General features: G+C 73.3%; 14 protein-coding genes. 2 read left to right on the top strand and 12 right to left on the bottom strand.

Annotation, left to right across the window (positions count from 1 at the left end):
- Positions 1-98 precede the first annotated feature (98 nt).
- Positions 99-620: a DUF2243 domain-containing protein gene (locus ACN261_RS19835; protein WP_425851502.1), complete on the top strand. Its 522-nt coding sequence runs from the start codon at positions 99-101 to the stop codon at positions 618-620.
- On the top strand, positions 617-1399 hold the full coding sequence (locus ACN261_RS19830) for a cytochrome c oxidase assembly protein (RefSeq protein ID WP_425851500.1): 783 nt from the start codon (positions 617-619) through the stop codon (positions 1397-1399). Before ACN261_RS19835 ends, ACN261_RS19830 begins: the two co-directional genes overlap by 4 nt.
- Here the strand turns inward: ACN261_RS19830 and ACN261_RS19825 are convergent.
- The 12 genes from ACN261_RS19825 to ACN261_RS19770 all read right to left on the bottom strand — a co-directional run bounded on the left by ACN261_RS19825 (position 1389) and on the right by ACN261_RS19770 (position 18073).
- The gene (locus tag ACN261_RS19825) at positions 1389-1895 is read right to left on the bottom strand and encodes a shikimate kinase (RefSeq protein WP_425851498.1); all 507 of its coding nucleotides are present in this window, start codon (positions 1893-1895) and stop codon (positions 1389-1391) included. The genes ACN261_RS19830 and ACN261_RS19825 overlap by 11 nt on opposite strands.
- Before the next feature lie 28 nt (positions 1896-1923).
- Positions 1924-3102 carry a chorismate synthase gene (gene aroC / locus ACN261_RS19820; RefSeq protein ID WP_425851496.1) on the bottom strand — a complete coding sequence of 393 codons (1179 nt, stop codon included), beginning with the start codon at positions 3100-3102 and terminating at the stop codon, positions 1924-1926.
- Between the two features lie 98 nt (positions 3103-3200).
- Positions 3201-4088 (bottom strand): sulfotransferase domain-containing protein, encoded by an 888-nt coding sequence (locus ACN261_RS19815; protein WP_425851494.1) that lies wholly within the window; start codon positions 4086-4088, stop codon positions 3201-3203.
- Positions 4089-4101: 13 nt separating this feature from the next.
- Entirely contained in the window at positions 4102-5700 is a 1599-nt protein-coding gene (locus ACN261_RS19810; RefSeq protein WP_421481215.1) for a lipopolysaccharide biosynthesis protein, read from the bottom strand.
- The gene (locus tag ACN261_RS19805) at positions 5697-8126 is read right to left on the bottom strand and encodes an O-antigen ligase family protein (RefSeq protein WP_425851493.1); all 2430 of its coding nucleotides are present in this window, start codon (positions 8124-8126) and stop codon (positions 5697-5699) included. The genes ACN261_RS19810 and ACN261_RS19805 overlap by 4 nt, the downstream gene beginning before the upstream one ends.
- Positions 8127-8133: 7 nt before the next feature.
- Positions 8134-9063 (bottom strand): glycosyltransferase family 2 protein, encoded by a 930-nt coding sequence (locus ACN261_RS19800; protein WP_421481213.1) that lies wholly within the window; start codon positions 9061-9063, stop codon positions 8134-8136.
- Positions 9056-10699, bottom strand: a complete 1644-nt coding sequence (locus ACN261_RS19795) for a hypothetical protein (protein WP_425851490.1) — start codon at positions 10697-10699, stop codon at positions 9056-9058. The genes ACN261_RS19800 and ACN261_RS19795 overlap by 8 nt, the downstream gene beginning before the upstream one ends.
- Before the next feature lie 190 nt (positions 10700-10889).
- Positions 10890-12809 carry a delta-60 repeat domain-containing protein gene (locus tag ACN261_RS19790; protein WP_425851488.1) on the bottom strand — a complete coding sequence of 640 codons (1920 nt, stop codon included), beginning with the start codon at positions 12807-12809 and terminating at the stop codon, positions 10890-10892.
- 220 nt (positions 12810-13029) lie between these two features.
- A complete protein-coding gene (locus ACN261_RS19785) occupies positions 13030-13974 on the bottom strand; it encodes a glycosyltransferase (protein WP_421481211.1) in 945 nt (314 codons plus the stop codon).
- Between the two features lie 89 nt (positions 13975-14063).
- A complete protein-coding gene (locus ACN261_RS19780; RefSeq protein ID WP_425851486.1) occupies positions 14064-14903 on the bottom strand; it encodes a phosphatase PAP2 family protein in 840 nt (279 codons plus the stop codon).
- A gap of 316 nt (positions 14904-15219) precedes the next feature.
- Entirely contained in the window at positions 15220-16455 is a 1236-nt protein-coding gene (locus ACN261_RS19775) for a hypothetical protein (RefSeq protein WP_421481209.1), read from the bottom strand.
- Positions 16456-16570: 115 nt separating this feature from the next.
- A complete protein-coding gene (locus ACN261_RS19770; RefSeq protein WP_425851483.1) occupies positions 16571-18073 on the bottom strand; it encodes a family 16 glycosylhydrolase in 1503 nt (500 codons plus the stop codon).
- Positions 18074-18288 lie beyond the last annotated feature (215 nt).

The following is an 18288-nucleotide window of genomic DNA, read 5'->3' as shown; positions in this document are numbered from 1 at the left end:
CGTGACCCGGCGGCCGGGCCGGCGTTTAGCCCCACGGGACCCGGGCACCGGAGACGGGACCGACCCGAACGTGCCGACCCGAACGTGGAGGAACCCCCATGGGCAGCACCACCGTCGACGGCGCGGACATCCGGCTCCCGGCCACCATCCTCGGCGTCGGCCTCGGCGGCTTCGTCGACGGCATCGTCCTGCACCAGGTGCTCCAGTGGCACCACATGCTCAGCAGCACCGGCAGCGACAACGTCGGGATCAGGGCGTACCCGGTGGACACCGTGCCCGGGTTGCAGATGAACACCCTGTGGGACGGGCTGTTCCACGTGGTGACCTGGGTGGCGGTGCTCACCGGCCTGGCCCTGCTCTACTCCCGGGTCACCCGCTCCCGGGGCCGGCTGTGGCGCTCCGGCGCACTCTGGGGCTGGGCGCTGGTCGGGTGGGGGCTGTTCAACCTGGTCGAGGGGATCGTCGACCACCACCTGCTCGGCATCCACCACGTGCACGGCGGACCGCACCAGACCGCCTGGGACGTCGGCTTCCTGCTGCTCGGGGCGGCACTGGTGACCCTCGGCTGGACGGTTCAGCGCCGGGCCACGGTCGTGGACACCTGCGCCGACCGGCGATGACCGGGACGCACGGCGGCGGGGTCGGACTGCTGCTGCTCGTACCCCCGGTGGTGTTCTGGGGTTACCTGGCCGCCGCGCTGCGCCAACGCGACCCGGGACAGGCCGGGTGGAGCCACTGGCGGACGGCCAGCTTCGGCGCGGGCAGCGCACTGCTCGCGGTGGCCCTGCTGCTGCCCGCGCACGACCTGGTCGGGCACATGTGGCAGCACCTGCTGGTCGGCATGCTCGCGCCGCTCGGGCTGGCGCTCGGCGCGCCCGGCACGCTGGCGCTACGCACCGTCGCGCCCCGCACCGGCCGGGCCGTCCTGCGGCTGCTGCGGCAGCCCGCCGTGACGGTCGCCAGCCATCCGGTCACCGGGCTGCTGCTCACCGCCGGCGGCCTCTACCTGCTGCACCTCACGCCGCTGTACCGGGCCACCCTGACCCATCCCGGCCTGCACCCGGTGCTGCTGCTGCACTTCCTGGTCAGCGGGTACGTCTTCACCTGGTCGATCGCCGGCCCCGACCCCGGGCCGCACCGCCCCGGCGTGCCGGTACGCCTGGTGGTGCTGGGCCTGTCGGTCGCCGCCCACGCCACCCTCGCCCAGCTGATGTACGCCGGCCTGGTCGACGCCGCCGCCCCCGCCGACCAACTGCGGACGGCGGCGACCCTGATGTACTACGTCGGCGACCTGGCCGAGATCCTGCTCGCCCTGGCCCTGCTGGCGACCTGGCGGCCCGAACCCCGTCGGAACGGGTCGACGCCGGACCGGCGTCGGGTGGGGGCGGTCAGGGCTTGAGCAGGGCGACGATCTCGGCGGCGATCTCCTCTGGCGCACGGCCGTCGGTGACCACCGTCGCGGTCGCGACCTCCGCGTAGAGCGGCCGACGCTGGTCCATCAGGTGTTTGAGGGTGGCGCGCGGGTTGACCGACAGCAACGGCCGGCCGGCGCCGAGCCCGACCCGCTTCACCGCGTCGGTCAACTCCACCGACAGGTGCACCACGGTGTGCCCGACCAGCGCGGCCCGGTTCTCCTCGGCGAGGATCGCGCCGCCGCCGAGGGCCAGCACCCCGGCGTGGGAGGCCAGCGCCGCCAGCACCGCGGCCCGCTCCAGGGCCCGGAAGTGCGCCTCACCCTCGTCGATGAAGATCTCCGGGATGGGCTTGCCCGCCATCTGCTCGATGTCGGTGTCGGTGTCCCGGAACGCCACCCCGAGCAGGGTGGCCAGCTCCGCGCCGACGGTGCTCTTGCCGGAACCGGGGGCCCCGACCAGCACACAGACAGGCTTCGTCATCGGGTTGGCCTTTCCTGGCAGCCGCTGCTCACCTGATGATCAGGCTGTCGAGGTAGCCGGTCAGGTTACGGCGGATCTCGGTCACCGAGTCCCCACCGAACTTCTCCACCGCGGCCTCCGCCAACACCAGCGCCACCATCGCCTCCGCCACCACCGCCGCCGCCGGCACCGCACACACGTCGCTGCGCTGGTTGATCGCCGTCGCCGGCTCCCCGGTCGTGACGTCGACCGTGGACAGGGCCCGGTTCAACGACGAGATCGGCTTCATCGCCGCCCGCACCCGCACCGGCTCACCTGTGGTGATCCCACCCTCCAAACCACCGGCCCGGTCGGTGACCCGACGGACCCCGGTCGCGGTGGGCATGATCTCGTCGTGCGCCTCCGAGCCTCGGGACCGCGCCTGCTGCCAGCCGTCCCCGATCTCCACACCCTTGATCGCCTGAATCGACATCAACGCGGTGGCCAACCGCGCATCGAGCTTCCGGTCCCACTGCACGTGACTACCCAGACCCGGCGGCACCCCATACGCCAACACCTCCACCACCCCACCCAACGTGTCCGCAGCCTTCTTCGCCGCATCCACCTCCGCCACCATCCGCGCGCTCGCCTCCGGATCGAGGCACCGCAACGGGTCCGCGTCGATCCGCTCAGCGTCCTCGGGCGTCGGCCGCAAACCGGGCTTCGCGGCCACCGACCCCAACTCCACCACGTGCGACACGATCTCGATGCCGAGGGCCTGCTTCACCAGCGCCTTCGCCACCGTCCCCACCGCCACCCGGGCAGCCGTCTCCCGCGCACTCGCCCGCTCCAGAATCGGCCGCGCATCCGTGTGGCCGTACTTCTGCATGCCCGCCAGGTCGGCATGACCCGGACGCGGACGCGTCAACGGGGCGTTACGAGCCTGACTCGCCAACTCGTCCGCATCAACCGGATCAGCGGCCATCACCGTCCGCCACTTCGGCCACTCCGAATTACCCACCCGAATCGCCACCGGACTACCCAACGTCAACCCGTGCCGCACACCACCGACAACCTCGACCTCGTCCTGCTCGAACGCCATCCGCGCACCCCGGCCATACCCCAACCGACGACGCGCCAACTCACCCGCGATATCGGCAGTGCTCACCGCCACCCCGGCCGGCACCCCCTCCAACAACGCCACCAGAGCCGGACCATGCGATTCACCTGCAGTCAGCCAACGCAACACCGCGTCAGTCTGTCACGCCCGGTCCCGGCAACGGCACCGTGCCCGACCCGTCCCGCCCTGCGGACGACGAGGTCCACCCGGCGGGGCACCGGCACCTGTCACGACCAGTCGAAGCGCATCCCCAACCGCTGTTCCAGCGCCGCGTTGTGGGGGGCGAAGTGGGCACTCAGCTCTTCCCGTACCTGATCCGGCATGGCGCTGCTACGCCGGTGGTTGTGCGCCTCGTACGCGGCGAGCTGGTGCGGGGGCAGGCCGAGGAAGTCCAGCACCCGGGCGTACGTGGCGGCCGGCTCGGCGTACAGCGTCTCGCTGGGCAGGATCAGCAGCTGGGAGCGGTCGAACCGGTCCAGCCACGGCGTCAGGTGCTCCAGGTAGCGGCCCCGGGCGCGGTAGGTGTACCAGTCGTACGCCTCGCTGAAGTACGTCGGGTCGGCGATCAGCTTCTCCCGCTCCCCCGCCGTCCGTTCCTCCTCCCGGGCCAGCGCCTCGGCGAAGTCCAGCGGTTCCCTGCCCTCGGTACGCCGTTCCTTCCAGTGCGAGTACGCCCGCTCCACCGGGTCCCGGAGCAGGAAGATCAACCGGACGTCGGGCATCAGCTCCGCCACCCGCTGCGGGACGAGCGGGTGGAACATGTACAGCGGCGCGGCCTCACCGACGCGGACCGGCCCACCGTGCCGGCGTTCCAGGGCCTGCCGGTGCCGGACCGTCGGAAAGTGCGACCGGTACCACGCCTCGCCCCGGCCCCAGTTCTCCTCGAAGTAGTGCGAGGTCTTCGTGTTCCAGGCCGGGAAGAGCCGGGGCACCAGGGGGTGCGCCAGCAGGTAACGCCACAGCGAGGTGGTGCCGCCCCGCTTGGTGCCGGTGATCAGGAAGTCCGGCAGCGGTCGACGGTCGCTGGTGCGTTCGCCGTACCGGACCAGCGAGCTGCGCACCTGGTGGGTCACCTGGTGCGGGACCACACCCTTGAGGCGGTCGCGGATCGTCATCGTCTCCCTCTCGTCACGCCGGTTTCGGCCTGAGCATCGTCACGGCGGTCCGCACCGTACGCCGGACCCGCCGGTCCAGCAGCAGCCCGACGGCGACGACCGCCAGCACCACCAGAGCCAGCGCCAGGCCGGCCACACCCCGGCCGGCGACCAGCGCGCTGAGCACCGCCACCACGGCCGCGCCGCCGCCGGCCCCGACCGCCGCCCAGCCCACCGAGCGGGTAAGCAGCGGCTCGCCGATCGCCACCCGGGCGGCGATCGCGGCCAGCACGTTCTCGGCGACCACGCCAGCCGTCCAGGCGTACGCCGCGCCGAGCGCCCCGTGGTCGGGGATGAGCAGGAAGCCCAGCCCGACGGTGAGCGCCAGCCCGACCACGGTGGCCTGGAGGTGGCGGGCGCTGTTGCCGCTCATCAGCAGCATCGTCTGCACGATGCCCACCCCCGAGTTGACCAGCATCGCACCGGCGAGCACCGCCAGCGGGGCGGCCCCGACGGTGAACCCGTCGCCGAAGAGGCTGAGGAACCCGGGTGCGAACACCGCCAGCAGCAGGTACGCCGGCCAGGACAGCAGGATGATCACGACGGTGACCCGCCGGTAGACCAGCGCCGCGTCGGCGGTGCGCCCCTGCCCGAGCAGCCGGGACAACTGGGGTGCGACGGCCACCCGCAACCCCTGCATGATCAGCAGCCCGGCCAGGGCGTACCGGCCGACCGCGCCGAAGACGCCGGACTCGTCCGCGCCGGCCAGCGCGGAGGTGAGCAGCACCCCGACCCACATGCTGCTGGCGTCGATGGCCGCTGACACCGCCCGGGGCAACGCGAAGCCCCAGAGGGTACGCCAGTCCGCGCCGTCCGGCCGTAGCCGCGCCCCGGCGAGCAGGCCGAGGGGCCGCAACAGCAGGACGGCGGCGGCGACCACGGCCAACGCCACCGGCAGCAGCCAGCCGCCGAAGCCGACGGCCACCCCGGCGCCGGTGGCGACGGTCGCCAGCAGCAGGGCGGGTCGGGCCAGCGGCACCAGCACGTACTGGATGCCGACCACGGCGGTCACCGGCCGGACCGCCCGGACGGCGGCGAGCAGCACGGTCATCGCCACGGTCACCGGCAGGGCGAGGAACGCCAGCCGCAGCAGTGTCGGCCCGTCCGACCGCTCGAAGAAGACCGGGGCGAGCCGGTCGGCGGTGAGCGCGCCCACCGCCGCCACGACCCCGGTGAGCAGGAGCACCGGCAGCAACGCGACCGGCAGCAGCCGGGCGGCGTCGCCGTCGACGCCGATCCGACGTCGGGGCAGCGCCCAGACCAGGGCGGTGTCCGCACCGGCGCAGCAGACCGCGCCCAGGATGGAGACCACGCCGATGGCGGTGAAGAGCGCACCGGAACCGTCGGTGCCGAAGCCGCGCACGATGACCACGGTGAGCAGGAAACCCAACGCGCCGTTGACCGCCGCGCCGACCAACCCGACCGCACCGCTGCGGGCGCTACGCCGTACCTCGCCGGCACCGCCCGTCGCGTCGGTCCCGTCGGCGACCGCCGGGTGCGCCCCCGGATCGGCGGAGCGGCGGTCGAGCTGCCGGGGCACCGCCGGAGTGGTTCCGGTTCCCGGTCGTCTCATCCCTGCTCCCTGCCGTCGTCGGTGCGGGTCTGCTCCCCGGTGTCGCGCTGGTCCCGGACGTGGGGCCGGCCGTCGGCCGGATTACCGGGTGGGGTGTCGCCACCGGTGCGGGCGGGTTGCACCACCGTCGGCGCGTCCACCCCGCCGGCAGGCCGGGGACCGCTGACAGTGGTCGCCGCCGGAGGCCGGGCGGGAGCCGGCGTCGGAGCAGGGCTCGGCGTCGGAGCCGGGGTCGGGGTCGGAGCCGGAACCGGGGTCGGGGTCGGGGTCGGAGCCGGAACCGGGGCCGAGGTCGAGGTCGGAGCCGGAACCGGAGCCGGAGTCGGAACCGGGGTCGAGGTCGGAACCGGAGCATGGGCCGGAGCCGGCGACACGATCGGGCCCGGGGCCGGCCCGGCGGTCGGAGCTGCCGTCGGAGACGGCGCGGGGGGCGGCGTCGCAGCGGCGGTCGGGGACGACAGCGGGTCGGGAACCGGCGGTCGGGCCGGCCCGGGAAGGGGGATCGCGGTCCGGCGGGGCATCGGGTCGGGAACCTGCCCGGCTGGCGGGGGTGGGGGCGTGACCGGAGGCGGGGTCGGCGACGCTCCCCGGTTCGACGCCGGGGCGGGTGCGCAGGGGCGGGCCGGGGCCTGGGCCGGGGGCCAGGACGGGAGCGGGGCTGCTGGCCGGCCCGGAGCCGACGTCGACGGCGGGACCGGGGGCCCGACCGGGGACGTCGTCGCGGACGGAGCCGGGGTTCGGGGTGCCGGCGCAGGTGGGGCCGGAGTTGCCGGCGGGACCGGGGTTGCCGTCACCGGCGACACCGGGGCGCGGGGCGGGACCGGGGACGCCGCCACGGGTGGAGTCGGGGATCGGGGCGGGGCGGTGGGTGCCGGCGCGGGCGAAGCGGGGGGTGGCGCGGCGGCGGTGGCCCGGGTCGGCCGGGGTGGCACGGTGGCGGCGGCCCGGATCGGCGGGATCGGGACGGCGGCCGACGCCCGGGCCGGCACGGCAGCCGTTCCGGTCGCCGTGGCCGCACCGCCGGACGCCGTGCTGCCGGACGCCGTACCGCCCGACGTCGTGCTGCCAGACGTCGTGCTGCCGGACGCCACGATGCCGGCAGCCGGGGACGACACGCCGGCACCGGCCGGCGCGGGGCGGGACGTGCGGGCGTCGACGACCCCGGGCGCGAGGGTCACCGCGCGGTTCACCGGCCCGCTGACCGCCGCCAGCCCGGCCCCGACGGCGAAGAAGATGACCGACATGTTCGGGTCGATGTAGGCGTACACCGGGATCACCACCAGGGCGATCACCGGGATGGTGCTCAGCCACTGCCCGGCCGGGGAGACCGCGCCGGCCAGCCGCTTGGCGATCAGCGCCAGCCAGCCCAGGAAGGCGATCAGGGCCGGAACGCCGTGGCTGTAGAGCACCTGCCAGATCATCCCCTGGGTGCCCAGCGGTTCCTCGGCGAGCGTGGTGTCGACGCTGTTCGGTGCGCCGTACCCGAGCAGGGGCGAGCGTTCGACGGCCTGGAGGGTACGGACGTAGAGGTCCATCCGGTCGACGTTGGTGTCGGTGCTGCTGACCCGGTTGTCGATCAGCTCCTGCACCGGCACCACCAGGCTGACCACCCAGACGAGCAGCACCAGTCCACCGATCGAGGCGATCAGCTTGGCGTTGCCGCGGATCAGCGCCCGCAGGCCCAGGTAGGTCAGCCCGGCACCGAGGCCAAGGAACATGCCCCGGTTGAGGGTCATGAACGCCGGCACCATCGACAGCGGCAACGACACCAGCAGCGCCACCCGGAACTTGCCGGTACGCACCGAGGTCAGGTACGCCAGCACGCACGGCACCAGCAGCGCGTAGGCCGTACCCCAGTTGTTGGTGTACGGGTAGGGCGCGGCGGTCCGGTAGATCGGGGCCCGGGAGACCGGGTTGAACTCGTTGGCCCGCACGTGGGTCAGCGCCTGGATGAACCGCTCCCCCGACATGCTGCCCGGCAGCAGCATCTCCACCGGGGTGGTGAGCTGGAAGCGGGGGGCCAGCACGGCCAGCCAGCCGAGGGCGACCACGCCCAGCCAGTACCAGCCGAGCGGGCGGAGCACCTGCTCCCAGGGGACGCCGTCGCGGACCAGGTTGTAGACGTAGACGCAGACGATCAGCGCGGTCAGCATGAAGCCGAAGCGCAGTCCGGAGGTGAGGTAGGCGGTGGCCCGTTCGAGCCGGGTGAAGCTGAGCAGCACCAGGGCGAGCAGCACCAGCCAGCAGGCGGTGCCGGCGGGCAGCGCCACCCGACCCCGGGTGACCATCAGGCCCAGCAGCACCACCCCGAACACCGACCAGCCGAGATAGAAGCCGCCGAGCATCCACCACAGCGGGACCAGCCCGAACATGGCCAGCAGCGGCCAGGTGGGCAGCGGCGGCGGCCCGGCGAGTGATCCGGGCACCCGCCGGTCAGACACCCCGGCCCCGGCGTTGGGCGAGCTGCAGCACCCGCTCCCCCGACAGCAGCCCGAGCACCACCGGGACGGTCACCAGCACCCGCTTCTCCCGGGGGTTGAGCCGGATCACCCGGCCGAGTTCCCGCACCGCTTCGCCGCGCCGCCGGCCGGAGGCGAGGGCGAACGCGATCTGCCCGTGCAGCCGGGCCAGCCCGGTACGGCTGCCGGCCAGCTCGGGGTGCTTGTCGAGCAGGTAGCGGGTGGCCTCGACGATGGTCGCCCAGCGGCCGAAGAAGAACGAACCGCCGTGCCAGTCGACCACCACCAGCACCTCGGGCACGATCACCACCGGGCCGTGCCCGGCGATGCGCAGCAGCCACTCGTAGTCCTCGCCGTAGCCGCCGGGCAGTTGCTCGTCGACCGGGCCGATGGCCTCCCAGGTGGTGCGCCGGATGAGGATGGTGCTGGAGTGCACCTCCATGATCCGGTCCTCGACGAAGTCGGGCAGGCCGACCTCGGTCCGGTCGAGCTGCCGTTCCTTGGCGATGCCCGGCCCCTCCAGCCGGATGCCGCAGCTCGCGGCGGCGGCGTCGGGCCGCTGCGCCAGCAGCTCCACCTGCCGGCGCAGCTTCGCCGGCAGCCAGTGGTCGTCGTCGTCGCAGAAGGCGATCAGGTCGGCGGTGGCGGTGTCGAAGCCGGTGTTCCGGCCGCCGGGCAACCCCCGCCGGTGGGTGTTGTGGACGTACCGCAGGGTGCGCCCGGCCGGCACGTCGACGTCCAGTTCCCGCAGGTCGGTGTGGTCGTAGACGACGACGCACTCCACCGGTCCGGGGTAGTCCTGGTCGAGCACCGCGCGCACGGCCCGTTCCAGCAGGCCGGGCCGGTCCCGGGTGGCGATCACCACGGTCACCGGCGGGTACGCGGTGGTGGTCGGCTCAGTCACGCTTCTCTCCCGTCACCACGAACCCGACCGGTTCGACGCCCACCGAGCGCAGCCGTTCCACCAGTTGACCCAGCCGGCCGGTGCGGGTCTTGTCGCGGGCGGCGACCAGCACGGCCCGTCCCTCCCGGGCGGCTCGGACACCCCGTTCGTCGTGCAGGGCGGGTGGGGCGTCGATCACGGTGACCCCGGCGGCCACCGGGGCCTCCAGCGGGACCAGGCGTACCGCGCCGGCACCGATGCGGACCTGCTCACCGTCGGTGGCGGCGGGGGCCTCCTTGGGCAGCACCCGGGGGATGATCTCGGTCTTGTCCGCCGAGGTGGTGGTGGAGCGGTAGACGCCACCGTTCTTCGGGTCGTCGGTGGGGAACGGCCGGGGCTTGCGGACCGGCGGGATGACCATGGTGTCCTCCGGGTTGCCGCCGGTGGCCGGGGTGGTGGCCGGGGCCGGGACGCTGCTGGGCATCGGCCGGGGGCGGGGCACCCGGGGCCGGGTCTGCTCGACGGCCGGGTGCCGGCGCTGCGCGTCGGTGAGCAGCGCCCGGATGCGCTCCTGGCTCTCCGGGGCGACGCCCAGGCGTACCTCGTGCCCGGACTGGGCCAGCGCCGCGGCGACCCCGGCGGTGACCTGTTCCCGCTGCTCGTCGGCGGCGCTGGAGAGCAGGACCAGGGGCAGCGGGGTCGGTCCGTCCACCCACCGGCCCAGGGCCAGCACCAGGTAGCGCAGGTCGGTGTCGGAGAGCCGGCCCGAGCGGTCCCGCCCGACGGTGCCCAGCAGCGGGGCACCGACCAGCGCGGAGGCCTCACCGGCGGTGCGGACCCGGCGGTCCATGGACTCCCGGACGAAGGCGACCAACCCGCCGACGAGCAGGCCGCCGAGGAGCCCGGCGACCAGGATCAGCGGGGCGGCGTCCCGGCTCGACGGGACGGGCGCGCGGGCGGCGCTGGTGACCGAACCGGGGCTCAGGTCCGCCGAGGCGATCTTGGAACGCTGCTCGGCGAGGGTGGCGAGCTGGTCGTTGAGCGCCCGTAGCTGGTCGAGCAGGGCGCTGGTGCGCGGCGACGGGCTGGACGAGCCCTGGTTGGCCGGCAACGACCGCTGGGTGGTGGTGCGCTGGCTGGTGACCAGGGCGATGGTCTCGTCGTACGACTTGAGCACCGCGGCGCGCTGGTTTTCGTACATGCCCTTGCGTAGTTCGAGGTACGACTCGGCGGCGCCGTTCGCGCCGTTGACCGCCTCGGTCTCGCTGTGCCCGGCGTAGCTGAACCGCATCACCTGCCCGCCGACGGGCGTCTCCACGGTGAGCGAGTCGGCCACGGCGGTGGTGTCCCGGCCGGTGATCGAGGCGACCTTGTCGATGACGTCGTTGCTGGTGGCGATCCCGCTCTCGGCGGTCATGTTGACCGCCCGGTCGGCGCCGCCGGAGGGCACCGAGAACGGGTCGGTGACCACCGGACGGACCACCACGGCCGTGGTGGCGGTGTAGGTGGCCGGGAAGACCAGCAGGTAGGCGGCCACCAGTAACAGCACCAGCCCGGTCGCGGCGAGCACCGTGCGCCACCGCCGCAGCGGAATGCGGGCCAACTCGGCCAGGCCGACCGGGCGCTGCCGGGCGGGAGTGACGTCGGTCACATCCATCAGTCAGGTCCTCTTGCGATGCGAGGGGTGGGCAGGTCGGCGCGGGCCGACGACGGCCCCGGGGCGAGCCGCTGGTTGTCCCATTGTCGCCGACCGCTCACCTGTGGTCGACAGCCGACCGGCCCCCCTGCGCCACGGGCGGTCCGCCGGTGTCCGGGACACCGGCGGACCGCCCGTGGCAGGTGCGGCTTCAGGAGGTGGCGAAGAACAACGTCTTGCTCGACCAGTCCACGCCGCCGCCGGCCGGTGCGATCTCCACCGAGGCGGCGCCGTCGACGGCGGTCTCGTCGAACGGCACGGCCCGCAGGGAGCCATTGGTGTTGCCGTAGACGATCTTACCGTCGACCCAGGCCATCCCCCGCACGTTGCCCCAGTTCAGGCCCACGCTGGGCAGGGTGAACTCGGTGCAGCCGACGATGTAGCCGTCGGGCTCCAGGTACCTGTAGAACAGCTTGTTGGTACCGGCCTTGGTGTAGTACATCCGACCGTCGAGGTAGAACGCGCCGGCCATCGTGGCGGGGTTGAACCAGTCGTTGTAGCCACTGCTCACCCAGGGTGCGCCCACCGTGCCGCCGGTGAACATCGACACACCCAGGTAGCTGCCGCCGGCGGCGGTCGCGTCGGTCTTCGACCAGTAGAGCTTGTTGCCGACCGAGAAGGCCGCGCCGGACGCGGTGAGGTTCGCCTGCGCGCTGGCCACCGGGGTGCCCAGGGTGGTGCCGTTGAACGACACCTTGGCGGTCTGCCCGTTGCCGGTCCCGACGTACAGGTAGCCCGAGGACGCCGTCGGCGCGTTGGTCGCCGCGACGGTACGGCCACCGGCGAGCGGGAACAGGCCCAGCCGCCCGTGGTACTCGTTGCCGAGGCCGTCGGAGTCGAAACCGGCGTAGAGGCCGGTGCTGCCCCGCCACAGCTCCCACATGATCGGGCCCCAGGTGGTGGTGCCCGCCGGGGCGCCCGAACGGGTCGGGTTCCAGACCAGCGGCAGGCCGTTGATCGGGTCCAGCGCGCCGAGCCCGAACCGGTTGATCGCGCCGCTGCCGGCCGAGTCGTTGCCGTTGGCGTTGCTCAGCCAGCGGAAGTGACCGCCGACGTAGACCACGTTGTCGGCCACCTCGACGGAGGTCACCGAGTCGGTGCCGGTGTAGTTGACCCAGGTGGCGTCCATGGCCGTACCCCGGTCGGCGGTCTCGAACCGGGCGATGGCGTCGCAGTACGCCCCGTCGCCCCGGCCACCGTCGGCGATGATCACGAAGTACGTGCCGTCGTCGGAGAAGTCGACGTCGCGGGCGTAGAACGGGAACGAACCGCTGTAGCAGGGCGCCACGTAGCGCTGGGTGCTCCAGTTGGCGACCGTCGGGGTGCCGTCCAGGTCGACGACCACCACCTGGTTGCGGGGCTGGCCGTTGACCTCGGTGAAGTTGCCCACCGCGACCAGCGTCTTGCCGTCGGGGGCGACGGCCAGGCCCCAGACCAGCTCGCTGCTGGCGCGGGCGACGCTGGCGTCGATCTGGAAGCTCGGGTCGATCGCGCCGGTGGTCGCGTCGAGCCGGGCCAGCAGCGAGTGCTCGGTGCCGTTGACCCAGTGGAACGCGCCGGCGATGTAGAGCTTGTTGCCGACCACGACGGTACGGCGGACCAGGCCGCCGTCGCTGCGGCCGACCCAGCTGGCGACCGTCGCGCCGGTCACCGGGTCGAGCTGGACGAGGTTCTTGCGGCTGACCCCGTTGACGTTCTTGAACGCGCCACCGACGATCAGCTTGCCGTCGGGGCTGGCGGCGAGGGCGTGCACCGCGCCGTCGAGCGTGGGGCTGAAGTCGGCCTTGAGCGCCCCGCTGGTCCGGTCGTAGGCGAACAGGTAGTTGCGTGAGGTCCAGCTGGTGGCGCCGGCGGCCTTGACCGAGGTGAAGGAACCGCCCACGTAGATCGTGTTGCCGATCTCGGCGAACGCCTTGGTGTCGCCGTCCTGCGCGTGCGGAATGTTGTCCGCCGGGTTGGCCGAGGTGAGGGTGCTGGTTACCGGGGTGAGATCCGCCGCGTGGGCGGGCGCGGCCAGGAGGCCGACCGCGAGCACCGGTGCGGCGAGCGCGGCGAACCACCGCCGCCACACCGGTCGAGACGTTCTGTGAAGCACTGGCGCCCCCAAAAAGAAGTGAGATCGTGCGTAGCTTGCTCTGCCCGGACATTTCCCACCATCAACCGACCGGTCCGGTCGGCCACCGGCTCGGCCCTGTCCTGCCGTACGGGTCGCGTCCGGACGACCCACGCAGGACGAGAATCGCGCATCGACCGGCGGAGCCCACCACCGGGCCGCCCGTCCCCGATCGGCCTCACGCCGCCTCCGCCCACCGGAACGCCGGGACGACTCCGGTGGCGGTCACCGTCCAGGCCGCCGCCCGGGTCAGGTCGTCGGCGGTGACCGCGTCGGCCTCCCGGGCCAGCACCAGTCCGCGTCGGTCGAGCTCCCGGGCCATCTCCACCTGGTGGTCGTCGACGTGTTCGCCGTGGCGGGCCCGGCGCGGCACGTACACGGCGCGGTGGCCGGCGCGCATCGCGGCCAGCGCCGACCCCACCCCGGCGTGGGTGACGATCACGTCGGCCTCCCGCATGGCCTGCTGCATCTCGGCGTACGGCACCTGCCGGCGGGCGCCGGCCGGCATCCGGGGGATCCGGGTCGCGCCGACCTGCCAGAGCACCTCCGCCTCGGCGGGCACCACGTCGACCAGGCGTTGCAGCAGACGCGGGAAGCCGAAGCGGTCCTGGGTGCCGAGGGTCACCACGATCTTGGACAGGGGGCGCGGGGCGGCGGGCGCGGGCGCGTACCCGTCGAAGATGGAACCGCCGTAGCGCCACCGGCCGTTCGCCCAGCCCGGGTACTGCGTGTAGAGCCGGGTCCGGGGCACCCGGGCGACCAGTCGACCGGTCAGCGACGGGCCGACGGTGCGGGTGGCGCTCTCGATGTAGTGGCAGTCCAGGCCGTGCCGGGCGGCGGGCAGGAAGAACGACATGGCGACGCTGGCACCGGTGCTGATCACCCGGCGGAACCGCCCGTCGCAGAGCACCCGGCGGGCGGCCAGCAGGTCGCGCAGCGCACCCACCGGATCGCGGGTGCTCGCCGGGGGCACGTGGATGACCTCGTGCCCGTCGAGCAGCGACCGGCTCTGCGGTGAGTCGAACGTCGCCCACACGCAGTCGTGCTGCACCCCGAGCCGGGGCAGCAGGTCGTGCAGCTCGGCGAGGTGCCCACCGGTGGAGGCGACGAGGAGGGTGGTCACGGCGGTGGCCCAACTTCTGTGCGAGGAGGGGTGGGGGCCGGGTCCGGACGGCGCGGGAACGGGTCGCGCCCACCGGACGGGGGTACGGGTCAGGTGCCGGTCAACATCCGGTCGTCGTCGGTGGTGTCCGTCGGCACCGGGGCCGCGGGGCGGCGGACCCGACCGTCGGCGACCAGCACGGCGAGCACCATCACGCCGGTCAGCAGGGTGCCGAAGAACCACCCGCCGAACACGTCGGTGAGCCAGTGCTTCTCGGCGTAGATGCGGGTGTAGCCCTCCACCGAGACCAGCACGGCCAGGGCGGTGACCAGGCCGATCAGCACCCGACGCGGCAGCCGCCAGGTCAGCGCGGCCAGCACCAGGATGGTGCCGAAGGTCATCAGCACCCGGCCGCAGCCGCCGGAGGGGTAGGTGCCCAGGTCGGTCGGCGGGTGGCCCCGGTCGACGACCTTCGCGAGGATCGTCTGGGTGTACTGCTCGACGACGAACTGCAGCGGCATCGCCACCAGCGGGATCCACCAGCGGCGACGCCGCCAGGCGATGGCGAAGCCGATCGCGGCCACCACGGTCACCCACTTGAGCGGGTAGCGGTCGCCGATCGGGGAAATGAACAGGTTGACGTCCTCCCAGAAGCCGACCCGGTGGGCGTGCACGTAGTCGAAGACCCGGTGGTCGACATGGGGTTCGAGCCGGGAGATCGCCTCACCGACGGGCCAGCACACGGCGACGACCGCCGCGCACCCGGCCAGCAGCACCACCACGGCCGCGCCGACCCGGCCGAACGCGGCGGTCAGCCCGGACAGGGCGATCCGGAACCGTTCGGCCGTCCGGCCGGTGGCGACGGCCGACATCCAGCGGGACGCCAGCACCGGAACGACCAGCAGCGGCACCAGCACCGCCAGCACGGCCAGCAGGTAGACGATGGTCACCGGAAGTCACCGCCGCCCACACGGCAGGTGACCGGGGCATGGTCCACCCCGGGCTGAATGACACGTGACGATCCCATCGTGCTCCCTGATTGTGCCGGCCGTCGGCCGGGCCTCCCCCACACCTGCGCCCCGGACGAGGTCCCCACGTCGTCCCGGGCCGGACCGACCACGCCGTCACCGGCCAGTAGTCGTCGAGTGGGGCCACCCTAGTGGAACGTGAGGCGGCTTCGGTAGCGGCGGTGACGGCAGTGTGGGCTTTTCGCCGTTTTTCCGGTCGGGACCCCGACACTTGTCCCAGCCCACGGGAAACCGCCGGTCAGGGGCGGGGCGTGCCCAGCCGGTCGGCGAGCGTGTGCAGCAGCGCGGGGTGCAACTTCGCACTCCAGCCACCCCCGCCGGCGGCCAGTTCCGCCGTCCGCAACCACAGCTCGACAAGATAGGCGTCGGCGACGAACTGACACCCCGCCGGGTCCAGGCCGAACGCCGCACCGTGCCGGTCCAACAGCTCGACCATCTCCCCGGTCGCCCCCGCCACGTCCCGGCCGCCCAGCGACAGGGCGCTCTGGAACCCGTGGTGGGCGAGATCGAAGCCGAGCGGCCGGTCGGCGCCGCTGTTCTCCCAGTCCCAGACGACCAACCGCCCACGGTGCCGGCCGAGGTTCCACGGCACCCAGTCGCCGTGCCAGTGGCCGAACTCCACCGGCCGGTCGCCGTCGCGGGCGGCCAGGGCCGCCACCGCCGCGACCACCGGACCACCGGCGGTCGCGGCCCGCGCGGTCAGGTCGTCCAGGAACGCCGAACCGCGCAGCGGCCGGGGTGTCGACGGCGGACCACCACGCCGGGCCACCGCCAGCATCGCGGCCACCTCCGGGCGCAGCGGACGACGGGGGCGGCGCACCCGGGCCGGCATCGGCTCGACCAGGGTCACCGCCAGGTCACCCCAACCCACCTCGTCCAGCAGCCGGGGTACGTCCGGGAAGTCACCACCGTCGCGGGGCAGATCCCGCAGCGCGGCGGCCTCCGCGCGCACCATCGCCCGGGTCGCGTCGTTCCACCCGATCTTCGCGTACGCCCGGGCGACGCCCCGGTCGTCGAAGAGCTGCAACGTCGGCTTGTGGTGCGGGTCCGGCGGCCGGATGCCGATCGCGGCGTGCAGCGGTCGGCCGGCCAGCCGGCCCAGGTGCTCGGCGAGCAGCAGCTCGGCCGGGTCGGCGTCGGTGGGCACCGCCACGGTCAGCACCGGCATCCGGGCCAGCCCGGTCGCCCCGAGCCCGGCCAGTATCCCGACGGCCAGCCGGTTGGCCCGCACCCGGGGCGGGCGCAACGCGTTGTACGCCAGCGTCGACGCCGCGCCGACCCGGCGGGAGGCGAGCGGAAGCAGGAACCTGGCCCGCTCCACCGAGGGCACCACGGCGTACCGGACGACCGGGCGGTGGGTGGCGGGCACCGGGTCCGGCGGCATGCCGAGCCAGAGCCGGGGGTCACCGAAGATGGCCCGGGTCACCCAGCCCACGCCGTCCTGCCGGGTCCGTGGGTCCGTCGCCACCGTCATGCCCTCCACCTGTCCCGCCCGACCGCCGCGCGCTGGCGGCCACGATAGGACCAGCGGACAAGCCGCCGCCCGGCGGGCCGTGACCCACCGGGCGGCGTACGACGTGCCGGGCGGCTCAGCGCTGCCAGACGCGGACGTAGTCGACCCGGAAGTCGGCCGGGAAGCGGGTGGCCGCGTCGGGGTCGCCCAGCCAGCCGCCGACCTGGAAGTTCAGCCGCAGGTTGAACGGCTTGTTGAACGCCTCGTCGAACCACGGGGTGGTGCTGCGGTCCCGCTGCCAGACCTGGCGGCCGTCGATGTACCAGCGGATCACCCCCGGCTCCCACTCGGTGGTGTACGTGTGGAAGCCGTCACCCGGGTAGCCGGTCGGGAAGTCCCACCGCTGGTCCTGCTTGACCGGCGTGTAGTCGTAGAAGATCGCCTGGGTGGCGGCCCCGTGCAGGGACGACCCGCCGGGCAGCTCCACCACGTCGATCTCGCCCTTGCCACCGTCGTCGGGACGCAGCCAGAACGCCGGCCAGAGCCCCTTGGAGTCGGTAGGCCCGTTGGGCGACTTGGCCCGCATCTCGAACCGGCCGTACGTGAACGACGCCTTGCCGATGGTGTCCAGGTAGCTCTGGGTGTACTGCCGGGTCTGCGAGCTGCACACCGCGGTCTCCCGCTGGGCGCGCAGGGTCAGCACCCCGTCGGCGACGAAGGTGTTGTCCGGGTCGTCGACGTTGCAGCCCTTGTCGATGTCGCGGCCCTCGTTGTCGCGCAGGTTCCACCGCTTGAGGTCGACCGTGGGCCCGGTGAACTCGTCGGACCAGACCAGCCGCCAGCCGGGCACGTCGGTGCCGGGGCGCACGGTCGGCGTCGGGCGCGGGGTGGCCGTGGTCGGCGCGGGCGGGCTGACCGTCCGCGTCGGCTTCGGTGACGGCGACGTCCGCGTCGGCGACGGGGCGGCGGTGGTCGGTGCCGCCGTGGTGGCCGGCGGCCGGGTCGGCGTCCGGTCGCCGCGCTGGTAGGTCAGCACCAGGCTCGGTCGGATGGCGGCCTTGGCGTTCTCCCGCGAGGCCCAGTAGATCCGGGTGTTCCAGTTCTCCTGGGTCAACGCGAAGGTGACCGGACCGTTGCCCGTGACGGCGGCGGAGACGTCCCACTCGTTGTAGCCCTGGGCGACCCGGTCGACGGCCGAGAGCACCGGGCCCAGAGTGGGTCGGTAGGCCCATTGGCCGGCGCCGACGGCGGTGCCCTGGGCGGCGTGGGCCCGCACCCGGGAGGAGAACTGCTGCCACGCGTACACCCGCAGCGACGCCTTGACGTCGACCGCGTCGGCGGGCAGGCCCCGCACCTGGAACTCCAGCACCGCGTCGCGCCGGCCGTTGCGGTTGCCGTCGCACAACTGCGGGCAGCTGGCCAGGGTGGTCTTGATCCCGTTGTCGCCGTCCTGCGGCACCTGGGTGACAGTGGTGTCCGCGACGGCGGAGAGTGTGATCGGTGGCACCTCGGCGGCGATCAACGGCATCATCGTGGCCGTGATGCCGCCGACTGCGGTGACGCTCAGGACACTGAGGACGACCGCCTTGCGTCGACCGCTGATGGCCGGAAGTGCGCGGTGGATTCCGTGCCGGCTCAAGGAACACTCCCCGGGTGGGCGACGATTACCGGCAGCAGCGTATCCACCACGGCTGGATATGGCAGGTCGGAAATCAGAGTGGCGACACGACTTAACCAAAGAATAAGGGAACAGGGGTTGCTTTTCGGCAGGCCAGCAAACGAATGCCGCTTCGGCGAGGTTACGCCTGATTGACCGGAAAGTCGGCGATGCGGTGACGACCGGCCGCCGGTGGG

It is taken from the genome of Micromonospora sp. WMMD723 (assembly GCF_049863385.1).
Taxonomy (GTDB): domain Bacteria; phylum Actinomycetota; class Actinomycetes; order Mycobacteriales; family Micromonosporaceae; genus Micromonospora; species Micromonospora wenchangensis.
The sequence above is the reverse complement of the archived record's forward strand: the minus strand, read 5'-3'. Positions and strand labels throughout refer to the sequence as shown.

Excerpts from the sequence above, each read along its gene's own strand:
- ACN261_RS19835 (WP_425851502.1), top strand. The coding sequence starts at position 99 with ATGGGCAGCACCACCGTCGACGGCGCGGACATCCGGCTCCCGGCCACC.
- ACN261_RS19830 (WP_425851500.1), top strand. The coding sequence starts at position 617 with ATGACCGGGACGCACGGCGGCGGGGTCGGACTGCTGCTGCTCGTACCC.
- ACN261_RS19825 (WP_425851498.1), bottom strand. The coding sequence starts at position 1,895 with ATGACGAAGCCTGTCTGTGTGCTGGTCGGGGCCCCCGGTTCCGGCAAG.
- ACN261_RS19815 (WP_425851494.1), bottom strand. The coding sequence starts at position 4,088 with ATGACGATCCGCGACCGCCTCAAGGGTGTGGTCCCGCACCAGGTGACC.
- ACN261_RS19810 (WP_421481215.1), bottom strand. The coding sequence starts at position 5,700 with ATGAGACGACCGGGAACCGGAACCACTCCGGCGGTGCCCCGGCAGCTC.
- ACN261_RS19795 (WP_425851490.1), bottom strand. The coding sequence starts at position 10,699 with ATGGATGTGACCGACGTCACTCCCGCCCGGCAGCGCCCGGTCGGCCTG.
- ACN261_RS19775 (WP_421481209.1), bottom strand. The coding sequence starts at position 16,455 with ATGACGGTGGCGACGGACCCACGGACCCGGCAGGACGGCGTGGGCTGG.